This is a genomic window from Streptomyces sp. B15 (assembly GCF_018070605.1).
Classification (GTDB): Bacteria; Actinomycetota; Actinomycetes; order Streptomycetales; family Streptomycetaceae; genus Streptomyces; species Streptomyces smyrnaeus.
Genome location: NZ_JAGPXJ010000106.1, coordinates 1 through 20,358, shown reverse-complemented (window position 1 = coordinate 20,358; position 20,358 = coordinate 1). Strand labels below are relative to the sequence as shown.

Annotated in this window: 19 protein-coding genes and 1 pseudogene; 14 read left to right on the top strand and 6 right to left on the bottom strand. The window is 71.5% G+C overall.

Annotation, left to right across the window (positions count from 1 at the left end; all coding sequences use genetic code 11):
- Positions 1 to 71: 71 nt before the first annotated feature.
- Entirely contained in the window at positions 72 to 1,433 is a 1,362-nt protein-coding gene (locus KBY19_RS31490; protein WP_210967202.1) for an ANTAR domain-containing protein, read from the bottom strand.
- A 169-nt stretch (positions 1,434 to 1,602) separates the two neighbouring features.
- On the opposite strand from KBY19_RS31490, the gene KBY19_RS31485 reads away from it, so the two are divergent.
- The 3 genes from KBY19_RS31485 (at position 1,603) to KBY19_RS31475 (ending at position 3,886) form a co-directional block, all read left to right on the top strand.
- Entirely contained in the window at positions 1,603 to 2,574 is a 972-nt protein-coding gene (locus tag KBY19_RS31485) for a LysR family transcriptional regulator (protein WP_099886693.1), read from the top strand.
- Positions 2,575 to 2,697: 123 nt separating this feature from the next.
- Positions 2,698 to 3,156: a carboxymuconolactone decarboxylase family protein gene (locus tag KBY19_RS31480; protein WP_099883281.1), complete on the top strand. Its 459-nt coding sequence runs from the start codon at positions 2,698 to 2,700 to the stop codon at positions 3,154 to 3,156.
- A 226-nt stretch (positions 3,157 to 3,382) separates the two neighbouring features.
- A complete protein-coding gene (locus KBY19_RS31475) occupies positions 3,383 to 3,886 on the top strand; it encodes a MarR family transcriptional regulator (RefSeq protein WP_099883282.1) in 504 nt (167 codons plus the stop codon).
- 21 nt (positions 3,887 to 3,907) lie between these two features.
- On the opposite strand, the gene KBY19_RS31470 is transcribed toward KBY19_RS31475, so the two are convergent.
- Positions 3,908 to 4,120 carry a DUF2277 domain-containing protein gene (locus KBY19_RS31470; protein WP_099883283.1) on the bottom strand — a complete coding sequence of 71 codons (213 nt, stop codon included), beginning with the start codon at positions 4,118 to 4,120 and terminating at the stop codon, positions 3,908 to 3,910.
- A gap of 115 nt (positions 4,121 to 4,235) precedes the next feature.
- Between KBY19_RS31470 and KBY19_RS31465 the strand changes: the two genes are divergently transcribed.
- Positions 4,236 to 4,706, top strand: a complete 471-nt coding sequence (locus tag KBY19_RS31465) for a Crp/Fnr family transcriptional regulator (protein WP_099883284.1) — start codon at positions 4,236 to 4,238, stop codon at positions 4,704 to 4,706.
- A gap of 80 nt (positions 4,707 to 4,786) precedes the next feature.
- Here KBY19_RS31465 and KBY19_RS31460 read toward each other — a convergent pair whose 3' ends face one another.
- On the bottom strand, positions 4,787 to 5,986 hold the full coding sequence (locus KBY19_RS31460) for a rod shape-determining protein (protein WP_099883285.1): 1,200 nt from the start codon (positions 5,984 to 5,986) through the stop codon (positions 4,787 to 4,789).
- A gap of 148 nt (positions 5,987 to 6,134) precedes the next feature.
- Entirely contained in the window at positions 6,135 to 8,054 is a 1,920-nt protein-coding gene (locus KBY19_RS31455; protein ID WP_099883286.1) for an ABC transporter ATP-binding protein, read from the bottom strand.
- A 190-nt stretch (positions 8,055 to 8,244) separates the two neighbouring features.
- Between KBY19_RS31455 and KBY19_RS31450 the strand changes: the two genes are divergently transcribed.
- Positions 8,245 to 8,484 carry a DUF397 domain-containing protein gene (locus tag KBY19_RS31450; RefSeq protein ID WP_099883287.1) on the top strand — a complete coding sequence of 80 codons (240 nt, stop codon included), beginning with the start codon at positions 8,245 to 8,247 and terminating at the stop codon, positions 8,482 to 8,484.
- Here KBY19_RS31450 and KBY19_RS37850 read toward each other — a convergent pair.
- Positions 8,447 to 9,295, bottom strand: coding sequence for an ATP-binding protein (locus KBY19_RS37850; RefSeq protein ID WP_368860998.1), 849 nt, complete (start codon positions 9,293 to 9,295; stop codon positions 8,447 to 8,449). The genes KBY19_RS31450 and KBY19_RS37850 overlap by 38 nt on opposite strands.
- 279 nt (positions 9,296 to 9,574) lie before the next feature.
- Between KBY19_RS37850 and KBY19_RS31440 the strand changes: the two genes are divergently transcribed.
- From KBY19_RS31440 to KBY19_RS31415, 6 genes are all read left to right on the top strand, one after another.
- A complete protein-coding gene (locus KBY19_RS31440) occupies positions 9,575 to 10,480 on the top strand; it encodes a helix-turn-helix transcriptional regulator (RefSeq protein ID WP_099883289.1) in 906 nt (301 codons plus the stop codon).
- A gap of 56 nt (positions 10,481 to 10,536) precedes the next feature.
- A complete protein-coding gene (locus tag KBY19_RS31435) occupies positions 10,537 to 11,994 on the top strand; it encodes an aldehyde dehydrogenase family protein (protein WP_099883290.1) in 1,458 nt (485 codons plus the stop codon).
- Positions 11,995 to 12,155: 161 nt separating this feature from the next.
- The gene (locus tag KBY19_RS31430) at positions 12,156 to 12,782 is read left to right on the top strand and encodes a DinB family protein (protein ID WP_185017805.1); all 627 of its coding nucleotides are present in this window, start codon (positions 12,156 to 12,158) and stop codon (positions 12,780 to 12,782) included.
- A gap of 91 nt (positions 12,783 to 12,873) precedes the next feature.
- On the top strand, positions 12,874 to 13,479 hold the full coding sequence (locus tag KBY19_RS31425; protein ID WP_099883292.1) for a PadR family transcriptional regulator: 606 nt from the start codon (positions 12,874 to 12,876) through the stop codon (positions 13,477 to 13,479).
- A gap of 102 nt (positions 13,480 to 13,581) precedes the next feature.
- The gene (locus tag KBY19_RS31420; protein ID WP_210967200.1) at positions 13,582 to 14,340 is read left to right on the top strand and encodes a MerR family transcriptional regulator; all 759 of its coding nucleotides are present in this window, start codon (positions 13,582 to 13,584) and stop codon (positions 14,338 to 14,340) included.
- Positions 14,341 to 14,562: 222 nt separating this feature from the next.
- Complete coding sequence (locus KBY19_RS31415; protein WP_099883294.1) at positions 14,563 to 16,215, top strand: threonine/serine exporter ThrE family protein; 1,653 nt, start codon at positions 14,563 to 14,565, stop codon at positions 16,213 to 16,215.
- A gap of 119 nt (positions 16,216 to 16,334) precedes the next feature.
- On the opposite strand, the gene KBY19_RS31410 is transcribed toward KBY19_RS31415, so the two are convergent.
- The gene (locus tag KBY19_RS31410) at positions 16,335 to 16,826 is read right to left on the bottom strand and encodes an inorganic diphosphatase (RefSeq protein ID WP_099883295.1); all 492 of its coding nucleotides are present in this window, start codon (positions 16,824 to 16,826) and stop codon (positions 16,335 to 16,337) included.
- A 284-nt stretch (positions 16,827 to 17,110) separates the two neighbouring features.
- On the opposite strand from KBY19_RS31410, the gene dacB reads away from it, so the two are divergent.
- The 3 genes and pseudogenes from dacB to KBY19_RS31395 form a co-directional block, all read left to right on the top strand.
- Positions 17,111 to 18,679 carry a D-alanyl-D-alanine carboxypeptidase/D-alanyl-D-alanine-endopeptidase gene (gene dacB / locus KBY19_RS31405; protein WP_185019470.1) on the top strand — a complete coding sequence of 523 codons (1,569 nt, stop codon included), beginning with the start codon at positions 17,111 to 17,113 and terminating at the stop codon, positions 18,677 to 18,679.
- 68 nt (positions 18,680 to 18,747) lie between these two features.
- Positions 18,748 to 19,905, top strand: coding sequence for a zinc-dependent metalloprotease (locus KBY19_RS31400; protein ID WP_099883296.1), 1,158 nt, complete (start codon positions 18,748 to 18,750; stop codon positions 19,903 to 19,905).
- Between the two features lie 198 nt (positions 19,906 to 20,103).
- Positions 20,104 to 20,358, top strand: a pseudogene (locus tag KBY19_RS31395) (tRNA lysidine(34) synthetase TilS); the annotation flags it as partial.

Genomic DNA, 20,358 nt, shown 5'->3' with positions numbered 1-20,358 from the left:
CACCCACCCGCAGAGCCCCCAACACCAGGGAGGGGGCCCAGGCGGGCCCCCTCAGCCATTGGCGGCGGGGTTCATCGCCAGGTGCTGCTCGCGAAGTGGAGGTCTTCCAGGGCGTCGAGGACAACGGTGCGCTGGTACCACTCCAGCCAACGCCCGGCCTGCAGACTCATCTCGTCCAGGGCCCGCGCCTGCGCAGCCGTCAAAGCGCGTACCGGCCGCTCGTGGTGGGTGGAGACGATGCCCTCCACCTGCCCGGAGGGCACGACCAGCGGCGTGCTGTGACACCCGCGGCTGCCGGCGGCGAGAAGCACTTTCCTGGCGGGCTCGTCGAAGACGGTGTCGGTGGCCACGTCCGTGACGGTCACCCGGGTGAGCTGCTGCGATGCCTGGGCGCAGGCGGTCCCGTCCTTGCCGACGCGGTCGAAGAACTCCAGGAAGTCGTCGTCCAGCCCTCGGTGCTTCTCGATCCGCAGGTCGCCGGTGACCGGGTCGACGAGCTGCACGTTGCCCATGCTCGTCTCGGCCACCTCCATGCTGTGGCGCAGCACGGCGGAGAGGACCTCGGCGGCGTTGGCGGAGGCGGCCCGCAGCCCCGGGGCGAAGGTCAGCGGGGGAGCGGTGAGCCGTTCGCGGCCGGGGAACCACTCGGAGTCGTAGGAGCGGGGGGCGGGGACGGTCACCACGGCGGTGGCGAGGGTGCGCAGCCGTACGTTGAACCGCTGCGAGCTGGCCTCCAGGAGTGCGAACGCCGCCCGGTCGTCGGGCAGTCGGTAGCGCTCCTCCAGGATGCCCAGGGCGCGGGAGATCAGGGGATGGGTGCGGGACTTGGCCCGCAGATGGCGTACTTCCTCGCGCAGCCGGACCAGTTCTTCGGGCGGTGCGGTGGCCGGTGCGGTGGCCGGTGCCGGGTGCTGGGTCGCGGTGGTGACGGCCAGGCCCCCATGCCCGCCGGTCTGCTCCGGTCGCCTCGGTGCGGGGACACCGATGCCGAGGCCGGACCCGACGGCGGCCGGGTCGGGGCCGGATCCGGTGGTGGCGGCCGGGTCGGGGCCGGGCCCGGTGGCGGCCGGGTCGAGGCCGGCGCAGCTGGTGGTCGCCTCGGCGACGGAGTCCACGACGGTGAGGGCGGCGTCCTCGGCCAGTACGTGGGCGATCCGGGCGTCGGTGGTGGCCGCCAGCAGTCTGCTGCCGCGTTCCTCCAGGGCGCGTGCGCCGGCGACCAGTGCGCGGACGCCGGCGGCGGAGACCCTGGCGACCAGGGCGAGGTCGATGATCACGGCGGTGCAGCCGGGGGCGGGCCGTGCGGCCGTGCGGAGCGCCGGATGGTCGGCGTCCGTGATGTCGCCCTCCGCGCGTACCACCCACAGACCGTTCCCGCCCGGCAGCCGCACCATTTCCGCCCGTGCGAAGTCAGGGCCGCTCGTATTGCGCATACCGCGTCCTTCTTCCTCCCCGGAACATTTGCAGCATGACAAAGGTACTCACTTGTCGGGCGGCTCGGCAGCTCGGTCCCCGCCGGGGGCGGGGGAGGGGCGGGGAGGTCCGGAAGAGGGGGGCGGCACCCCTCTTGTCGGCGGTCGGTGGGCGCCCCACCGTATGGGCATGGACCTGGAACTGCGACACCTCAAGGTCGTCTCGGCCATTGCCGAGGCGGGGAGTCTGACGCGGGCCGCGACCGGGTTGGGGTTGGCGCAGCCCGCGCTGAGTGCGCAGCTGAAGCGGATGGAGCGGGCGCTGGGCGGTGAGCTGTTCGTGCGGGGCCCGCACGGGGTGCGCCCCACCGAGCTGGGGGAGCTGGTGCTGGAGCGGGCGCGGCTGCTGGTGCCCGCGGTCGCCGAGTTGCAGGAGGAGGCGCGCCGGTTCAACCGCAGGCGGGCGGCGGGTCAGGGCGGGCCGGCCCGCTACCGGCTCGGCGGTACGCACGGGCCGCTGCTGGGTGGTCTGGTGGACCGGCTGGCCTCCGCCTGTCCGGCCGCGTCGGTGACGACGTACACCTCGTGGTCGTCCCGGGAGCTGGCCGGTCTGGTGGCGCAGGGCAGGATCGATTACGCGCTGACGGGGGTGTGCGGGCCGAGCCGGCCGCCGTCGGTGGCGGGCGGGGCCGCGTTGGTGTGGCGTCAGGTGGCCACCGATCCGGTGTTCGTGATGCTGCCGGAGGGGCATGCGTTCGCCGCTTGTGAGGAGGTGCCGCTGGAGGAGCTGGCGGGCGCGTGCTGGACCAATGTGCCGGGGGACGGCTGCTTCGCGGAGTGTTTCGCGGCGGCGTGTGCGCGGGCCGGGTTCACACCGGAGGCGGTGTACGAGACGGACACCGCTTCCTGTGTGCATCTGGTGCAGGTGGGGCGCGCTGTGGGCCTGTGCCGGGCGACCTTCCCGCCGACTCCCGGTCTGGTGACCCGGGCCCTGCGTGGGTCGCCCCTGATGTGGCGGCATGTGCTGGGCTGGCATCCGGACTCGCCCGCCGCCGAGGTGGCCGAGGCCGTGCTGGCGCACGCCCGTGCCGTGCACACCAGCGCCGCGGAGCTGAGCCCCAGCTACACCCGCTGGCGGCGGCTGCGTGAGGCCGCGCCGTGACGCCGGGCGGACAGCAGCGCGTCCGCGTGTCACATTCCGGTGCCCTCGATCCGTCGTACGGGTGACGAAGCGAGAGCGCCTCCGGTGCCGGGAGCGCCGAAGGTGTGACAGAGGGAGCGAGAGATGACCGCACGGATGCCCAACGCCGCGACGCTGCTGCCCCAGGTCAACGAGCACATCCAGGGGCTGCTGAAGAGCGTCCAGGGTTCGGGGGTGCCCCAGAGCACGCTGGAGCTGGTCCATCTGCGTGCCAGCCAGATCAACGCCTGTGGTTTCTGCGTGGACCTGGGTACCCGTACCGCCCGCAAGTCGGGCGAGAGCGATCAGCGGCTGCACGCGGTGGCCGCGTGGCGCGACACCCCGTACTTCACGGAGGCGGAGCGGGCCGCCCTGGCACTGGCCGAGGCGGCGACGCGACTGGCGGACCGGTCGGACGCGGTTCCGGACGAGGTGTGGGACGAGGCGGCCCGGCACTTCGAGGACAAGCAGCTCGCCGGGCTGTTGCTGATGATCGGTGTCACCAATCTCTTCAACCGGCTCAACGTGCCCGTCCGGCAGCCGTCCGACCAGCAGGACTGGTAGGACCGCCGCCTTCACCCGGGGGTCCGCCGGACGCCACGTGCGCCCGGCGGGACCCCGCTCCCGTACCGCCCTGTCCCCCGACGGCAGAATTGGGCGGGTACGGGAGTGACAGCTCGGGTGAGAGGGGCAGCGTGTGCCGGCGGAAGACGCACCCGGCGAAAGAGCCGACGGAGCCGGAGCGGCGGAACAGAACGGCCGAGCGGTCGAGGGGGATGCCGAGGGGGATGTGGTTGCCCGGGTGCTGGGCCAGTGGCGGGAGGTGTTGCCCGATCTCGACACCGAGCCGATCGGAGTCGTCGGCCGCCTGACCAGGTGCGCGGCGCTGCTGCGGCAGGCGTCGGACGCGCCGCTGGTCCGGGAGGGCTTCTCGCGTCCGGAGTTCGACATCCTCAGCGCGCTGCGCCGTGAGGACCGCGAGCTGACCCCCGGCCGGCTGGCGCGGGAGACGTACGCCTCGGGCACGGCCGTCACCAAGCGGGTGCGGACCCTGGAGGAGCGGGGGCTGATCGAGCGGCGTGCGGACGCGCGGGACCGCCGGGTCGCCCATCTGTCGCTGACCGCGAGCGGCCGCGAACTGGTGGACCGGATCATGCCGGAGCAGGTGGCGTACGAGCGGTCGCTGCTGGCGGGGCTGGGCGAGGAGCAGCGTGACGGGCTCGCCCGGATGCTGGGCGAGCTGCTGCGGCTGCTGGAGGGCCGCGAGCAGGCGGGTGCGGGCGCACGGCACTGAGGCCCCGGGGCCCCGGCCCGCTCAGCTGGCGCCCTTGACCACCAGGCTCTCCAGGAGTTCGTCGGTGGCTGCGGTGATCCGCTCGACGGCGAGGTCGAAGGCCGCCTGGTTGTGCGCGGCCGGGGCGCGGAACCCGGACACCTTGCGGACGTACTGGAGGGCGGCGGCCCGCACGTCCTGCTCGGTGACGACTTCGGCGTAGGGGGGACGCAGGGTCCGAATGCTTCTGCACATACTCCCGACGGTACGTTCCGTCTCCGCGAACTCGCCTGTTCGGGTGATGCGAGGTACGGTGAAAAAGCCGTGACGTGGGAATACGTCGCTCCGTTCCCGGAAGGGAGGGCGGGCCATGCAAACCACGACGGGACTGCTCGGCGAGCTGACCCCCGAGCAGCGAGAGCGGGTGCGCTCCTTGGGATACGAAGTGCACTTCGATGCCGGGGAACGGATCTTCGAGGAGGGCTCGAAGGCCGAACGCTTCTGGATACTGCACACCGGTTCGGCGACGCTGGCCATGCACATTCCCGGACACCGTGACGTGGCCATCGACCACGTCCGCCACGGGGAACTGCTCGGCTGGTCGTGGATGTTCCAGCCGTATGTGTGGTCACTCGCCGCCCAGGCGGACAGTCCGGTGCGTGCGCTGGAGTTCGACGCGCTCTCGGTGCGTGTGCTGTGCGAGGAGGACAAGGCGCTGGGCCTGGCGATGACCAGGACCGTCGCGGCGGTGATGGGTGACAGACTCCAACGCTGCCGTGCCCGGCTGGTGGACCTTTTCGCGCCGTACGCCCCGCAGGACCGCGCGGCGGGCCCGATCTGACGGACCCGCCCGAAGCGGGCCCGGCCCGGTCCGGGCCCGGCTGTCGGCTGCCGGGTCACCCGGCGTCCTGCTCCGGTGGGTCACCCGGCGTCCTGCTCCGGCACCGGCACCGCGTCCGCCGCTCCCACCGGGTCCGGGGCGCCGATCACCTCCCGGCCCCCCGCCAGGGGACCTGAGCCGGGCAGTCCGTCCTGCGCGGGTGCGGCGCCCGCTCCTGCGGTGGCGCCCGCGTCCCCGGCGACGGTCGGCTCGGCGAGGTAGGGCATGACCCGGCCGGCCATCATCGCGGCGAGCCCGTTGACGGCGCACAGTTCCGGTTCGTCCGCCACCTGGACGGCCATCCCGGTGTGTTCCCGCAGTTGGTCGGCGAGACCGGGCAGCCGTGCGGTGCCGCCCGCCAGCACCATTCCGCGCTCGGCGAGGTCGGCCACCAGGTCGGGCGGGCAGCGGTGCAGGACGACGCGGATGGTGTCCATGAGGCCCGTGAGCGGGGTCTGGATGGCTCCGCGCACCTCCTCCGGGTCGATGGTGACGGTACGGGCGAGTCCGGAGACCACATCGCGGCCCTGCACCTCGATGGGGCCGGTGTAGACGCCGTTGCCGACTCCGCCGCTGCCCAGCAGCGCCAGGTGGAGCGGGCGGACGTCCTGGCTGGGCAGCAGCAGTTCGTGCCGGTTGCGCAGGTACTGCACGACGGAGTGGTGGATGGTCTCCCCGCCCAGGGCGACCGTGCCCCCCGCGACCACGGCGCCCAGCGAGACCACCGCGACCTGCGTGGTGGTCGTCCCGCACACCAGCACCATCGCTCCCTCCGGGTGGGCGACCGGCAGCCCGCTGCCGATCGCCGCGGCGATCGGGGTCTCCACCAGCTCGACGTGGCGCGCGCCCACCCCGGCGAGTGTCTCGACGGCGGCGCGGCGCATCAGCGGGTCGGCGTCGTGCGGGACGGTGGCCAGGGCCCGCTGCATGGTCCGCCGCCGTTTGAGGCCGTGCAGCTTCTCGCCGACGAGGGTCCGCACCATCCGCCGGGCCATGTCGATGTCCACCACGTGGCCGTTGGCGACGGGCCGGATGACCTGGATGTGCTGCGGCGTACGGCCGTCCATCCGCTCCGCCGCCGCGCCGACCGCGATCAGACTGCCGGAGTGGTTGTTCACGGCGACGACCGACGGCTGGTCGACGATGAGTCCCGCCCCCTTCGCGTAGACGCGGGTCCTGGCCGCCCCCAGGTCGACGGCGACGGAGCAGCGGGTCAGGGACTCAAGGCTGGAGCTACTCATGGCGCTCGTGTCCTTCCGGGAGCGGCTGGCGTGGGCCGGTGGACCGTCCCTGGGGACGGTGCCGAGGACGGTCCACAGCTCAGCCTGTGCCCGCGGGTCACCCCGCGCGCGCCGAGCGCGTCCGGCGGGGTGACGGCGCCTCGGCGCGTCAGGCCACGGTTGTCACCTCGGCACCGTCCTGCGTCTCCCGGAACTGCGTCCGGTACAGCTGCTCGTACCGTCCGCCGGCGGCCAGCAGTTCCTCGTGGGTGCCCCGCTCCACGATCCGGCCCTCCTCCAGGACGAGGATCTGGTCGGCGGCCCGGACGGTGGACAGCCGGTGCGCGATCACCAGGGAGGTGCGGCCCTGCAGTGCCTCGCCGAGCGCCTCCTGCACGGCGGCCTCCGAGGTGGAGTCCAGGTGGGCGGTGGCCTCGTCCAGCAGCACCAGCCGGGGCCTGGCCAGCAGCAGTCGGGCGATGGTCAGCCGCTGCCGCTCACCGCCGGAGAGCCGGTAGCCCCGCTCGCCGACGAGGGTGTCCAGGCCGTCCGGGAGGGCGGCGACGAGGCCGTCGAGGCGGGCCCGGCGCAGCGCGGACCACAGCTCCTCGTCGGTGGCGTCGGGTCGGGGGAAGAGCAGATTGGCGCGGATGGTGTCGTGGAAGAGATGGCCGTCCTGGGTGACCATGCCGAGCGTCTGCCGGATCGTGGCCGCGCTCAGGTCGCGGACGTCCTTGCCCGCGAGCCGTACGGCGCCGCTGTCCACGTCGTAGAGGCGGGGGACCAGCGAGGCGAGGGTGGATTTGCCCGCGCCCGAGGAGCCCACGAGGGCGATCATCTGTCCTGGCTCGGCGCGGAAGGAGATGCCGTGCAGCACCTCCTCGCCGCCCCTGGTGTCGAGCGTGGCGACCTCTTCCAGGGATGCGAGGGAGACCTTGTCGGGGGAGGGGTAGCTGAAGTGGACGTCTTCGAACTCCACGGAGACGGGACCGGCGGGCACCTCTTCGGCGTCGGGCTTCTCCTCGATGAGCGGCTCGAGGTCGAGCACCTCGAAGACCCGCTGGAAGCTGACCAGCGCGCTCATCACCTCCACCCGGGCGCTGGCCAGTGCGGTGAGCGGCGCGTACAGGCGGGTGAGCAGCAGCGCGAGGGAGACGACGGCGCCGGGGTCGAGGTCGCCGCGCAGTGCGTGGTAGCCGCCGAGCCCGTAGACGACGGCGAGCGCGAGGGCGGCCATCAGGGTCAGCGCGGTGAAGAAGACCTCCTGGACCATGGCGGTGCGCACGCCGATGTCGCGTACGCGGTCGGCGCGGGCGGCGAACTCGGCGGACTCCTCGGCCGGGCGCCCGAACAGTTTGACGAGGGTGGCGCCGGGGGCGGAGAAGCGCTCGGTCATCTGGGTGCTCATCTGCGCGTTGTGGTCGGCCCGCTCCCGCTCCAGCCGGGCGAGCCGGGCGCCCATCCGCCGGGCGGGCACCACGAACAGCGGCAGCAGCACCAGGGTGAGCAGGGTGATCTGCCAGGAGAGGTTGAACATCACCACGAGTGTCAGCAGCAGGGTGACGAGGTTGCTGAAGACCGTCGAGAGGGTGGAGGAGAAGGCGCGCTGCGCACCGATGACATCGTTGTTGAGACGGCTGACCAACGCGCCGGTACGGGTGCGGGTGAAGAAGGCCACCGGCATCCGCTGCACATGGTTGTAGACGGAGGTACGCAGATCGAGGATGAGTCCCTCCCCGATACGCGCGGACAGCCAGCGGGTCAGAATGCCGACTCCGGCCTCTGCCAGGGCGATGGCCGCGATCAGGCCGGCCAGCAGCAGCACCGTGCTGCTGGAGTCGCTCTTGCCGCCGCCGGGTGGCGACGCTCCCTGGTCGATCACGTTCACCACTTGTCCGGCGAGCAGCGGTGTGGCCACCGTGAGGACGGCGAGCACGCTGCTGAGCAGCATGAACGCCACCAGCTTGCGGTGGTGGCGGTGCGCGAAGCGAATGACACGGCGGACCGTGGTCGCGGAGAAGGGGTGCTGGTCCTGGTGGGCGTGGCGCGCGTTGTAGAGCGCGTGCCAGGCGGTCATCTCCATGCTCATGAAAGGAAGCTAGAACTTGAAGAGAACTTCAAGTCAAGGGCCCTGACCGGCTGTGATGACCCCGCGACCCGGGGTCGTGCACGTGCATCCGCACATGCATCAGTACGTGAACGAAGTTATGATCCCGGGAAGTTGGCAGTTGACGGCTGCACGACCCGGTCCCGCACATCCGACCCCTCAGGAGATCCAAGTGCCCGATGCGTTCAACGGCATGGCCGCCAGGGACCTGGAGGGGGTCGTATGGCGAAAGAGCCGGTTCAGCAACTCGCAGGGAACCTGTGTCGAGTTCGCCAAGCTGCCCAACGGGGACATCGCGGTGCGCAACTCCCGCTTTCCCGACGGGCCCGCGCTGATCTACACGCCCGCCGAGGTGCAGGCGCTGCTCCTCGGTGTCAAGGACGGTGAGTTCGACGACCTGGTAGCTCACTGAGCACCGGCCCCTCGAGGGTCTCACGGCCGAGCCGGAAGAGCGCCCAGACGATCTTCCCGGCGAGCGGTCCGGAGAGGGGGTGCCAGCCCCAGGCGTCGCTGAAGGAGTCGACCAGGCACAGTCCGCGGCCCGACTCCGCCGTGAAGCCGGGCACCTCGAACTCCTCGGAGTCCAAGGCGCCCAACGCGTCGAACGCGTCTACGGCTTCCACGGCGCCCCCGTGTCCCCCGTTTCCCCCGTGACCCCCGTGTCCGGGGACCCTCTCGCGGCCGAGCGGATCCCCGAGCCCAAGGGGGCCCCCGACGGGCGGGGAACCCCCTCGATCCATGGAGCCCCCGTACTCCATGGAGTCCGGGAGTGTCGTGCGGCCCCCGTGACCGCCGAGCATCCCGTGGTTCTCACCGAATCCCCCGTGGGCCCCCCGATGGGCGGCACGTCGTACGGCCGTCGTGTCGGGCGGTCGATCGCTGGGATCCCGTACGGCACAGACCAGCCGGGCCGACCAGCGCATCAGATGCAGCCGGACCGGTGGGTCGCCCTCGTCCCCCGACGCCGCCCCGTGATCGGCGCCGGGGGTCAGGCCGTGCCGCATGGCGTTGGTCACCAGTTCGGAGACCACCAGCGCCACGTCGTCGAACTCTTCGGTCAGGCCCCAGCGCTGGAGCGTCCTTCGGGTGAAGTTCCGGGCGCTGGAGACCGCTTCGTAGCACGGCGGCAGCGCGCAGGAAGCGGAGCCGGAGACCGAGGCGGCACCCGGCGTGGGGAGCCCCTCCCATAAGGGCTCCAGCACCGTCGATCCTTCGGTCCCCAACAAGGGCCACTCCTGGCGTCAGCGGCAGTTGATGATCCTGCGCGGATCCTGTCGGCCGTGCTTCCCCGCCTGCTGCGGGCGTCACAGCGCAACCCGCGCGGCCAACTTCCTTGCCGACGGGTCCACTTGTGCCATCCCCATGGTTCCCAATGCCCACAGCAGATGCAAGGGCAGATGCACGTGCACGAGAGACTTTCGATCGTGTGTAATCGGGCGGGCACGCAACGGAGCGCGGGGATGGCACACTTCCCTTCAAGCAGGGGTGGAGGGCTGATCGAAATGGCAACAGAATCGGCACAGAGCGGCACCGGAGGGGCGAAGGGGGCGAACAGTTCCAGCGGCTCGATGGTCCGGCGCATCCTGCTCGGATCCCAGCTCAGGAGGTTGCGCGAGGCCCGTGGCGTCACCCGCGAAGCCGCCGGCTACTCGATCCGGGCCTCCGAGTCCAAGATCAGCCGGATGGAGCTGGGCCGGGTCAGTTTCAAGGCCCGGGACGTGGAGGATCTGCTCACGCTCTACGGCGTCACCGACGACGCCGAGCGGGAACCCCTCCTCGATCTGGCCCGGGACTCCAGCGTCGCCGGCTGGTGGCACAACTACAGCGATGTGCTGCCTGGCTGGTTTCAGACCTACGTCGGGCTGGAGGCCGCCGCCTCGTACATCAGCACGTACGAGGTCCAGTTCGTGCACGGTCTGCTGCAGACCGGCGAGTACGCACACGCCGTCGTCGCCGCCGGGCACCGCACCCCGCTGGCCGAGGAGGAGGTCGAACGCCGCGTCGCGCTCCGCCTGGAGCGGCAGAAGCTGCTGCTCGGCGAGAACGCCCCCGAACTGGTCTGCGTCCTCGACGAGGCGGCCCTGCGCCGCCCGTTCGGCAGCAAAGCCATCATGGAGGCCCAGCTCGCCCACCTCGCCGAGATCTCCGAGCAGCCCAATGTGCGGCTGCACGTCGTCCCGTTCGAACTCGGCGGGCACGCCGCCGAGTCCGGCGCCTTCACCCTGCTGCGGTTCCCCGAGTCCGACCTCAACGACATCGTCTACCTCGAACAGCTCACCAGTGCGCTGTACCTGGACAAGCGGGACGAGGTGGCACAGTACGACCAGGTGCTGCGGCGGCTGGTCGATATCAGTCTTTCTCCCGAACACACCCGGGATCACCTCCACAGAATCCGCCAACTCCTGTGACCCGCCGGTACGATGACCAAGCAGCAGCATCTCCTTCAACCCCCAGAAGGAATGGCATGTCCTACTTCACGGATCTGGCACTCCAGTGCATAGACGGCGAGTGGCGTCCCGGCAGCGGCTCCTGGGACATCATCGACTTCAACCCGTACAACGGGGAGAAACTCGCCTCCATCACCGTCGCCACACGCGACGAGGTGGACGAGGCGTACCGCGCGGCAGCACGCGCGCAGCGTGAGTGGGCGGCCACCAACCCGTACACCCGCAGACGCGTCTTCGAGCGGGCGATCCGGGTCATCGAGGAGAGCGAGCCGCAGATCACCGAGGCCATCATCGCCGAGCTGGGCGGCACCCGGCACAAGGCGGCCTTCGAGATCCACATGGTCAAGGAGTTCTTCCGCGAAGCGCTCCAGCTCTCGCTCAATCCGCTCGGCGAGATCCTGCCCTCCTCGGTCCCCGGCAAGGAGAACCGCGTCTACCGCGACCCGGTCGGGGTCGTGGGCATCATCTCGCCGTTCAACTACCCCTTCCTGCTGGCGGTGAAGTCGGCCGCGCCCGCGCTCGCCCTGGGCAACGCCGTCCTTCTCAAGCCGCACCAGTCGACGCCGGTGTGCGGTGGCACCCTGGTCGCCAAGGTGCTGGAGGACGCCGGGCTGCCGCCGGGGCTGGTGAACGTCGTCATCACCGACAGCGCGGAAATCGGCGACACCCTGATCGAGCACCCGGTGCCCAAGGTGATCTCCTTCACCGGCTCCGACCGCGTCGGCCGCCATGTGGCCACCGTCGCCGGCCGCAACTTCAAGCGCGTCATCCTCCAACTCGGCTCCAACAGCGGCCTGGTGGTGCTGGACGACGCCGATGTGGACTACGCCGTGGACGCCGCGGTCTACAGCCGCTTCGTCAACCAGGGCCAGCTGTGCATGGCGGCCAACCGGATCATCGTGGACCGGCGTCTGGAACCGGAGTTCACCGCCAAGTTCGTCGAGCGGGTCAGCCGGCTGGTGGTGGGCGACCCGGAGGACCCTCGTACGCACATCGGCCCGCTGATCAACTCCCGCCAGGCCGAGCGGGTGACGGCCATCGTCGAGCAGGCCCTCGCCGAGGGTGCCACGGCGCTGCTGCACGGCGCGGTCGACGGCAACCTCGTCTCGCCCAGCGTGCTGACGGACCTGCCCAGGAACTCACCGCTGCTGCACGAGGAGATCTTCGGGCCCGTAGCGCTGATCATCCCGGTGGACGGCGAGGAGGAGGCCGTGCGGGTCGCCAACGACACTCCCTACGGGCTCGCGGGTGCGGTGCACAGCGCCGACATCGAGCGCGGCATCGCGGTCGCCCGCCGGATCGAGGCGGGCATGGTGCACGTCAACGACTCGACGGTGGCGGACGAGCCGACCGTGCCCTACGGCGGGGAGAAGCTCTCGGGCCTCGGCAGACTGAACGGGCCCCAGGTGGTGGAGGCCTTCACCACCACGCGGTGGGTCTCCATCCAGCGGGAGCGCAGCGAGTTCCCCTTCTGATCCTGACCGGCGGGCGCGCTCCCGGGGGGGCGCGCCCGGGAAGGGACAGAAGGGCCCGCCATCGGACCATCGAGGACAGAACCTGACCGCAAGGCCTCATAGCTTGTAGTCAGCAGCCGGGGAGCAGGCGTCCCGGATCGATCCGAGAGGTGGCGAGCAATATGCCGGTAGTCGTCAAGGCCGAGCAGCACGGTGACGAGCGCGCAGCACTCCTGGCCTATCTGGAGGCCCAGCGCGGCGGTGTCCGCCGCGCCGTACACGGCCTCACCGAGGAGCAGGCCCGCAGCGCCCCCGCCGCCAGCGAGCTGTCGCCGGCCGGGCTCCTCAAGCACGTCACCGTGGTCGAGGGCGGCTGGCTGCGCACCTTCCGGGGTATCGAGGCCACCGAGGAGGAGAAGAAGGCGGAGTGGGAGCACAGCTTCGCCCCCTCCACCGAGGAGACCGTCGAGGTGCTGCTCGAGCGCAGCGAGCGGATCGCCGCCGAGACCGAGAAGGCGGTCGGTGAGCTCTCCTCGCTCGACGAGACCTTCGTGGTACCGCCCGCTCCGTGGGACAAGGGCGGCGAGTTCTCCTGGCGCTGGGGTCTGCTGCACCTGATCGAGGAGTACGCGCGGCACGCCGGGCACGCCGACATCATCCGGGAGACGATCGACGGCAAGGGTGCCTTCGACCTGGTGTTCGAGACCGGCGCGATGCCCGAGCCGGACTGGTCCGCCTTCGGCGGCGAGGCCGGGCAGGACGACGCCGGGCAGAACGACACCGGGCAGGACGACGCCGGCCGGCGCTGAGGCCGCGCGGCCGCTCCCCGCCGCCCGGCCCGCATAAGGTGGTGCTTGACAAAAGCAACGACGGTGTGACGGGGCAGGGGAGCGCAAAGCGATGTCGGCGATCCGGCTGCTGGTGCTGGGAGACGTGCGCCTGCGCGGGCGGGCGCACGGCTACCAGGTCCGCAACGACCTGGGGTTCTGGGGCGCCCATGAGTGGTCCACCGCCAAGCCGGGGTCGATCTACCACGCCCTCAAACAGCTGGCCAAGCAGGGCCTGTTGGTGGCCCACGACACCGCCCCCAGCACGGTGGGCGGCCCGCCCCGCACCGAGTACGAGATCACCGAAGCCGGCGAGGCGGAGTTCTTCCGGCTGCTGCGGTACGCGCTGACCGCCATTCAGGAGAAGCAGGAACTGCTGACCTCCGCTGTGGGCTTCCTCGTTGACCTGCCCCGCGAGGAAGCCGTCGCGCTGCTGAAGGAGCGGGTCGCCGCACTGGAGAGCTGGCGCCGCGAGATCACCCGGGACTGGACCCCTGACGGCGGCGCCCCGCAGGAGTGGGGGCACATCGCGGAGATCATGAAGCTGTGGGTGCACACCGCCGACAGCGACGCCGCCTGGGCCCGCGAACTGATCGCCCGTCTGGAGAACGGTGCCTTCGTGATGGCAGGTGAGGGCGAACGCGACCTCAGCGTTCTGACGGACCGGCCACCGCTGTGAGGGCGCGCCGGAGCCCGGCCGGGAAATACGGCTTGCACCTCACGTGACGTGAGGGAGCACCGTGGATGCCCGTAAGCGACCGCAGCGAACAAGGAGGCGGAAGTGAGCCACTCCGTCGGACAGGTCGCCGGTCTCGCCGGTGTCACGGTGCGCACCCTGCACCACTACGACGAGATCGGGCTGCTGGTTCCCGGGGACCGTACGGCGGTCGGGCACCGGCGGTACACGGACGCCGACCTGGACCGGCTGCAGCAGATCCTCTTCTACCGGGAACTCGGCTTCCCGCTGGAGCAGATCGCCGCGCTGCTGGACGACCCGGCAGCCGATCCGGTCAGCCAGCTGCGCCGGCAGCACGCGATGCTGACGGAGCGGATCGACCGGCTCATGGAGATGGCCGCCGCCGTGGAACGCGCTATGGAGGCACGCAAAATGGGCATCGATCTCACCCCCGAGGAAAAGTTCGAGGTGTTCGGGGACTTCGACCCGGACGAGCACGCGGAGGAGGCCGAACGGCGCTGGGGCAACACCGAGGAGTATCGCGAGACCCAGCGCCGCGCGGCCACCTACACCAAGGAGGACTGGAAGGCGCTGAAGCGCGAGAGCGACGAGATCCACCAGGCGATCGCCGACCGGATGACGGCCGGCGACCCGCCCGACGCGCCCGAGGTGGTCGCCCTCGCCGAGCGGCACCGGCTGTTCATCTCCCGCAACAGCTACACATGCGACCACGAGATGCACACCCGGCTCGGTGAGATGTACGTCCAGGACGAGCGGTTCACCGCCACCTACGAGGCGATCGCACCGGGCATGGCCCGGTACATGCGGGACGCCATCGCGGCGAACGCCGCGCAGTCGGTGTAGTCCGCACGCACCGGCCGACACGCCGTCCGTCCCCTTCCGACGCGGCCCGATTTCCGGCCGAAGGCCCCCCGTACAGGTGCTGTACAGGGGGCCTTCGGCGCGGGGTCGCCGGCACATGCTCCACTGTGAGGTAGCACGCTTCCGTTCCGTGGAACAGTCCCCCTCGGGCACGGCGTTGGTCGTGTGACACTGCTGGAGAGCGAGGGAAGGAGCGGACAGAGAGTGGTGGGGCAGTCCAAGGGAAACGGCGACGCCGCAGAGCAGGGTGGTGAGCCGGAGGACGCCAAGCCGGTGTCCGACGAGTCGCACAGCGCCTTCACGGCGCCCCTGGGCGTGCCGCTTCCGCCCGTACCGGAGGAGGAGCACCCGACCTCCGAGTTCACCATTCCGGAAGGACTCGTCACCCCTCCGACGAACGAACCGGGCAGCGCCTTCACGCCGCCCGAGGGCATTCCCGTCGTCGGCCCGCTGGCCAAGCCGGGCTCGCCCTGGCAGGACCGGATGCGCTCCCTGGTACGGATGCCGCTCGCCGAGCGCCCCGTGCCCGAGCGGGCCGTGCGCAGCGAGGAGGGTGCCGACAGTGGGCCCCCCGTCCCCCGCGTCCTCGACCTGACGCTTCGTATCGGCGAGCTGCTGCTGGCCGGCGGCGAGGGCGCCGAGGACGTGGAAGCCGCCATGTTCGGTGTCGCCCACGCCTACGGACTCGACCGCACCGAGCCCGAGGTCACCTTCACCCTGCTGTCCATCACCCACCAACCCTCGCTGGTCGACGACCCGGTGACGCTCAGCAGGACCGTACGCAGGCGCGGCACCGACTACACCCGGCTGTCGGGCGTCTTCGCACTCGTCGCCGACATCACCCAGGGCGAGGTGTCACTGGAGGAGGCCTACCGGCGGCTCGCCGAGATGCGCCGTAACCGGCACCCTTACTCCAAGTGGGCCCTCACCGTGGCCAGTGGCGCCCTGTCGGGGGCGGCCTCGCTGCTGGTGGGCGGCGACGCGCTGGTGTTCCTGCTCGCCGCGCTCGGCTCGATGCTCGGCGACCGGCTCGCCTGGCTGTGCGCCGGACGCGGGCTGCCGGAGTTCTACCAGTTCGCGGCCGCCGCCATGCCGCCCGCCGCGATAGGGGTCGGCGTCGCGCTGCTGTCCCAGCACACCGACACCCGCATTCAGGCCTCCGCGGTCATCACCGGTGGCCTCTTCGCACTGATCCCGGGGCGTGCGCTGGTCGCCGCCGTGCACGACGGACTCACCGGCTTCTACATCACCGCCGCCGCGCGACTGCTGGAGGTCATCTACCTCATCGTCGGCATCGTCTGCGGCGTGCTGATGGTGCTGTACCTGGGCGACAGGCTGAACGCCCGGCTGACGCCCGACATCGTGCACCACACCTACCGGCCGGTCACCCAGCTGATGGCCGCCATGCTGCTGGCGCTGGCCTTCTGTGTGCTGCTCCAGCAGGAACGTCACACCGTGGTGCTGGCCACCCTCAACGGCGGCGTGGCCTGGCTGATCTTCGGCGCGCTGACCAAGGCGAACCTCACGCCGGTGCCCTCCACCGTGGCGGCCGCCGGTCTCGTCGGCCTCTTCGGCCAGCTGCTGTCGCGCTACCAGTTCGCCTCGTCGCTGCCGTACATCACGGCGGCGATCGGGCCCCTGCTGCCGGGCAGCAACACCTACTTCGGGCTGCTGAACGTCGCTCAGGGCGATGTGAACAAGGGCTTCGAACACCTCGCCACGGCGGGGGCGCTCGCACTGGCCATCGCCATCGGCGTCAACCTCGGCGGCGAACTGGCCCGCCTCTTCATCAAGACGCCCGGTCAGGAGACCCCGCTACCGGGCCGCCGCGCCGCGAAACGGACCCGCGGGTTCTAAGGGCCCGCGCCCCGAAGGGGCGCGGGGAACTGCGGGCGCAGCCCGGGGGTGCCCCCTGCTCGAAGAGCTCGGGGGATCACCCGCAGCCTGCGGCACCGGGTGAGGGGCACCCCTTCGTTTCAGTGCCCGCCCTCGGCGGCCAGCCGCTTGATGGACGCCTCGACCTCGGCCTCGGCCTCGGCACGCCCCACCCAGTTGGCGCCCTCGACCGACTTCCCGGGTTCGAGGTCCTTGTAGACCTCGAAGAAGTGCTGGATCTCCAGCCGGTCGAACTCGCTCACGTGGTGGATGTCGCGCAGGTGCTCCATCCGGGGGTCGGAGGAGGGCACGCACAGCAGCTTGTCGTCGCCGCCGGCCTCGTCCGTCATACGGAACATCCCGATGGCACGGCACTTGATGATGCACCCGGGGAAGGTGGGCTCCTCCAGCAGCACGAGCGCGTCGAGCGGGTCACCGTCCTCGCCCAGGGTGCCGTCGACGAAGCCGTAGTCCGCCGGGTACACGGTCGAGGTGAACAGGTGACGGTCCAGGCGGATGCGGCCCGTCTCGTGGTCCACCTCGTACTTGTTCCGCGAGCCCTTCGGGATCTCGATGGTGACGTCGAACTCCAAGGGAGGCTCCTCCGTATAGATCAAGATGAGATCAACACTCATCAGCACTCGCTGTGCCCTGGGGGCCGTCCCCCAGAAGAACTCCAGTCTGGTGATTAAGTGTCCCCCACGCACATGTGTGCTCGCGAAAGGGGCTGGTCGAGGTGCATGACACCGGAGCGAAGGTGCGTGCCACCGCGAACCGGGTATACCGCCTCGCCGCCCGAGCGGCCCGCAACGCGGCGGCCCGTACCCGTACAGCGGCGGCACGCACCCGTACCGCGGTGGCGGGCATCCCCGCCGCGATGGCACCCACCCGCGCCTCAGCCGCACGCGCGACCGCCCGCGCCCGCAGCGCGGCACGCGAGGCCCGGCGTCGTTGGCGGGCGGCCGCTCCGCAGCAGCGGCAGACGGTCCGGCTGGCCGCCGTCTCCGGTGCACTGGGACTCGTGGTCGCGCTCGTGGCGGTGACGGCGGCGGGGCCGTGGGACTCGGGTCAGCGTACGGCCGAGCGCGTCCGGGCAGCCCGCCAGGGGCACGGAAGTGGCACGGACCACACCCCGGGCCGCGGCGGCGCGTACCCCATGGCCCCCCAGGTCCTCGCCGCCGCCGGGCCCCTCCCGCGGCAGGGCACGGGGGAGGGCGGCCCGCCCAGCGGCTCCGGCGGCCGCGGTGGCACCCGCCCGGAGCGGGTACCGGCACCCACCCCCTCGGCCCTCGCCGACACCCTCGAACCCCTGATCGAGGACGGCTCGCTCGGCGCCGTGCGGCACGCCTCCGTGGTGGACGCCGTCACCGGGCGGCAGCTGTTCGCCCGGAACGCGAAGGCCGTCTCGGCGCCCGCCTCCACCATCAAGCTGGCCACCGCCGTCGCCGCGCTGACGGCCCGGGGCGACACCTACCGCATCGCCACCCGCGCCGTCGGCAAGGGCGACCGCGTCACACTCGTCGGCGGCGGCGACCCCACGCTCAGCGAGCGGGACCTGGCCGCCATGGCCGAACGCGCGGCCCGCGCCCTCGACAAGCGCGGCGTCCACAAGATCAGCCTCGGGTACGACACCTCCCGCTACTCGGGCACCGAACGGCATGTCATCGGCCCCAACGAGAACCTGGCCCGGGTCACCCCGCTGATGGTCGACGAGGGCCGGGCCGACCACAGCCACCACGGCCCCGCGCCGCGCGTCGCCGATCCCGCGCTGGAGGCGGCCGAGACGTTCGCCGAAGAACTCGGCGAGGAGGGCGTCACCGTCCGGGGCGCGCCCGAGGAGCGGACCGCCGCCAAGGGGGCCGAGGAACTCGCCGTCCACCGCTCGGCGACACTCGGCGCGCTGGTCGAGCGGATGCTCACATACAGCGACAACGACCTCGCCGAAGCCCTCGCCCGGCAGACCGCACTCGCCCAGGGCGAGCCCGCCGGCTTCAAGGGCGCGGGCCGCGCCGTACGGCGCACCCTCGAAGAGCTGGACCTGCCGGTGAAGGGCGCCCGCTTCGCGGACGGCAGCGGTCTGGACCGCTCGGACCGGGCCTCCCCCGCACTGCTCACCCGACTGCTCGCCCTGGCGGCCGACCCGGACCGGCCCCGACTGCGCCCCGTACTGACCGGACTGCCCGTGGCCGGGTTCACCGGCACTCTCGACAACCGCTACGGCGGCGAGCGCGGCGAGCCGGGGGCAGGTCTCGTACGGGCCAAAACGGGAACCCTCACCGGAGTGAACACGCTGGCCGGCACCGTGGTCGACGCCGACGGGCGGATGCTGGCCTTCGCCTTCATGACGACCGGAGCGCCCGGGCGGGACGCGGCGCACAAGTCCCTGGACCGCCTCGCCTCGGCGCTGGCCAACTGCGGCTGCCGGGACTCGCCCTCCACGGGCTGATCCCCCTACGGGCCGAGTGGTCCTCCGGTCACCTCCCACGGCGCGCGCGCTGCACGTACGGTGAAAGAATGACGAGCCTCGGTGGTGCACAGATGGTCGACTGGAATCTCGCGGTCGCGACCGCGGCCCGGCTCGGGCGGCCGGGGCCGGAAGTCAGCAGGGAGGAAGCCCGCGGCATCGTCGCGGAGCTGCGGCGCCACGCCAAGGTGTCCGAGGAGCATGTACGCGGCTTCACCCGGCTGGCCCCCGCCAACCCCGAGGTGGCGGACACGCCCGTCCTGGTGGTGGACCGGCCCGGCTGGGTGCGGGCCAACGTCGCCGGCTTCCGCGAACTGCTCTCGCCCCTGCTGAGCAAGGTGGAGGAGCGCCGCACCGGTATGCCCGGCGGGGCGGTGCTGGGCGCGGTCGGCGGCAAGGTCACCGGCGTCGAGGTCGGGATGCTGCTGTCGTTCCTCTCCTCCCGGGTGCTGGGCCAGTACGAGACGTTCGCGCCCGCCGGCCGCGATCTGCCGGGCGGCGCCGACGGCGGCGGCCGACTGCTGCTGGTGGCGCCGAACATCGTGCACGTGGAGCGCGAGCTGGAGGTGGACCCGCACGACTTCAGGCTGTGGGTGTGCCTGCACGAGGAGACGCACCGCACCCAGTTCACGGCGGTGCCCTGGCTGCGCGACCACCTGCGCATGGAGATCCAGTCCTTCATGGAGCAGACCGACATCGACCCCTCCACGCTGCTGGAGCGGCTGCGCGAGGCCGTCCAGTCGCTGTCCGGCAGCAAGCCGGGCGAGGGCCAGGAAGGCGAGGGCGCCGAGCAGCCGGAGGGCGAGGAGGAGCGGCCCAGCCTCGTCGAGCTGGTGCAGACCCCCGCCCAGCGCGAGGTGCTGGGCCGGCTGACGGCCGTGATGTCGCTGCTGGAGGGGCACGCCGACTACGTGATGGACGGGGTGGGCCCGCAGGTCGTCCCGACGGTCACGGAGATCCGGGAGAAGTTCCAAAAGCGCCGTGCCACCGGCGCCGGCCGCCTCGACCTGGCGCTGCGCAAGCTGCTGGGGCTGGACGCGAAGCTGCGGCAGTACCGGGACGGGGAGCGGTTCGTGCGCACGGTGGTTGACGAGGTGGGCATGGAGGGTTTCAACCGTGTGTGGACCTCCCCGAACACCCTTCCGACCAAGGCGGAGATCGCCAAGCCGGCGGAGTGGATCGCGAGGGTGCACCGGAAGACCGATTGAGGCGAGCGGAGGCCTCTCCAATCACCCTTCCGAGGGACCGTGCGGGCGGGGTGCGCGTGCGATGCTCGGGGAATACGGTCCGTCTCTGTCACCATCAACATACGCAGCGTGACAGCAATCGGCTTCGACACACCCCCCGGATCCGCGGAAGCCCCCTCCGCGATCGGCGCAGATCCCTGACGAGGAAGTGAATCGGACATGGGTCCCCACCCCGCGGTCGCCGCAATACGCCTGGCGGTCCGCCGCACACTCCACGACGTGCTCAGCGCGCACGACATCAGCGCACCCGACGTCAGCACCCGCGGCGTCAGCGCACAGGGCGCCGGCACGCACGGCGTGCGCAGCGCACAGCTGACGGCAGCCCCCCAACCCGCCGCTCCCCTCCCCACCGAGCCGCCGCCACCACTCGTTCTGGTGGCCTGCTCCGGCGGCGCCGACTCCATGGCACTCGCC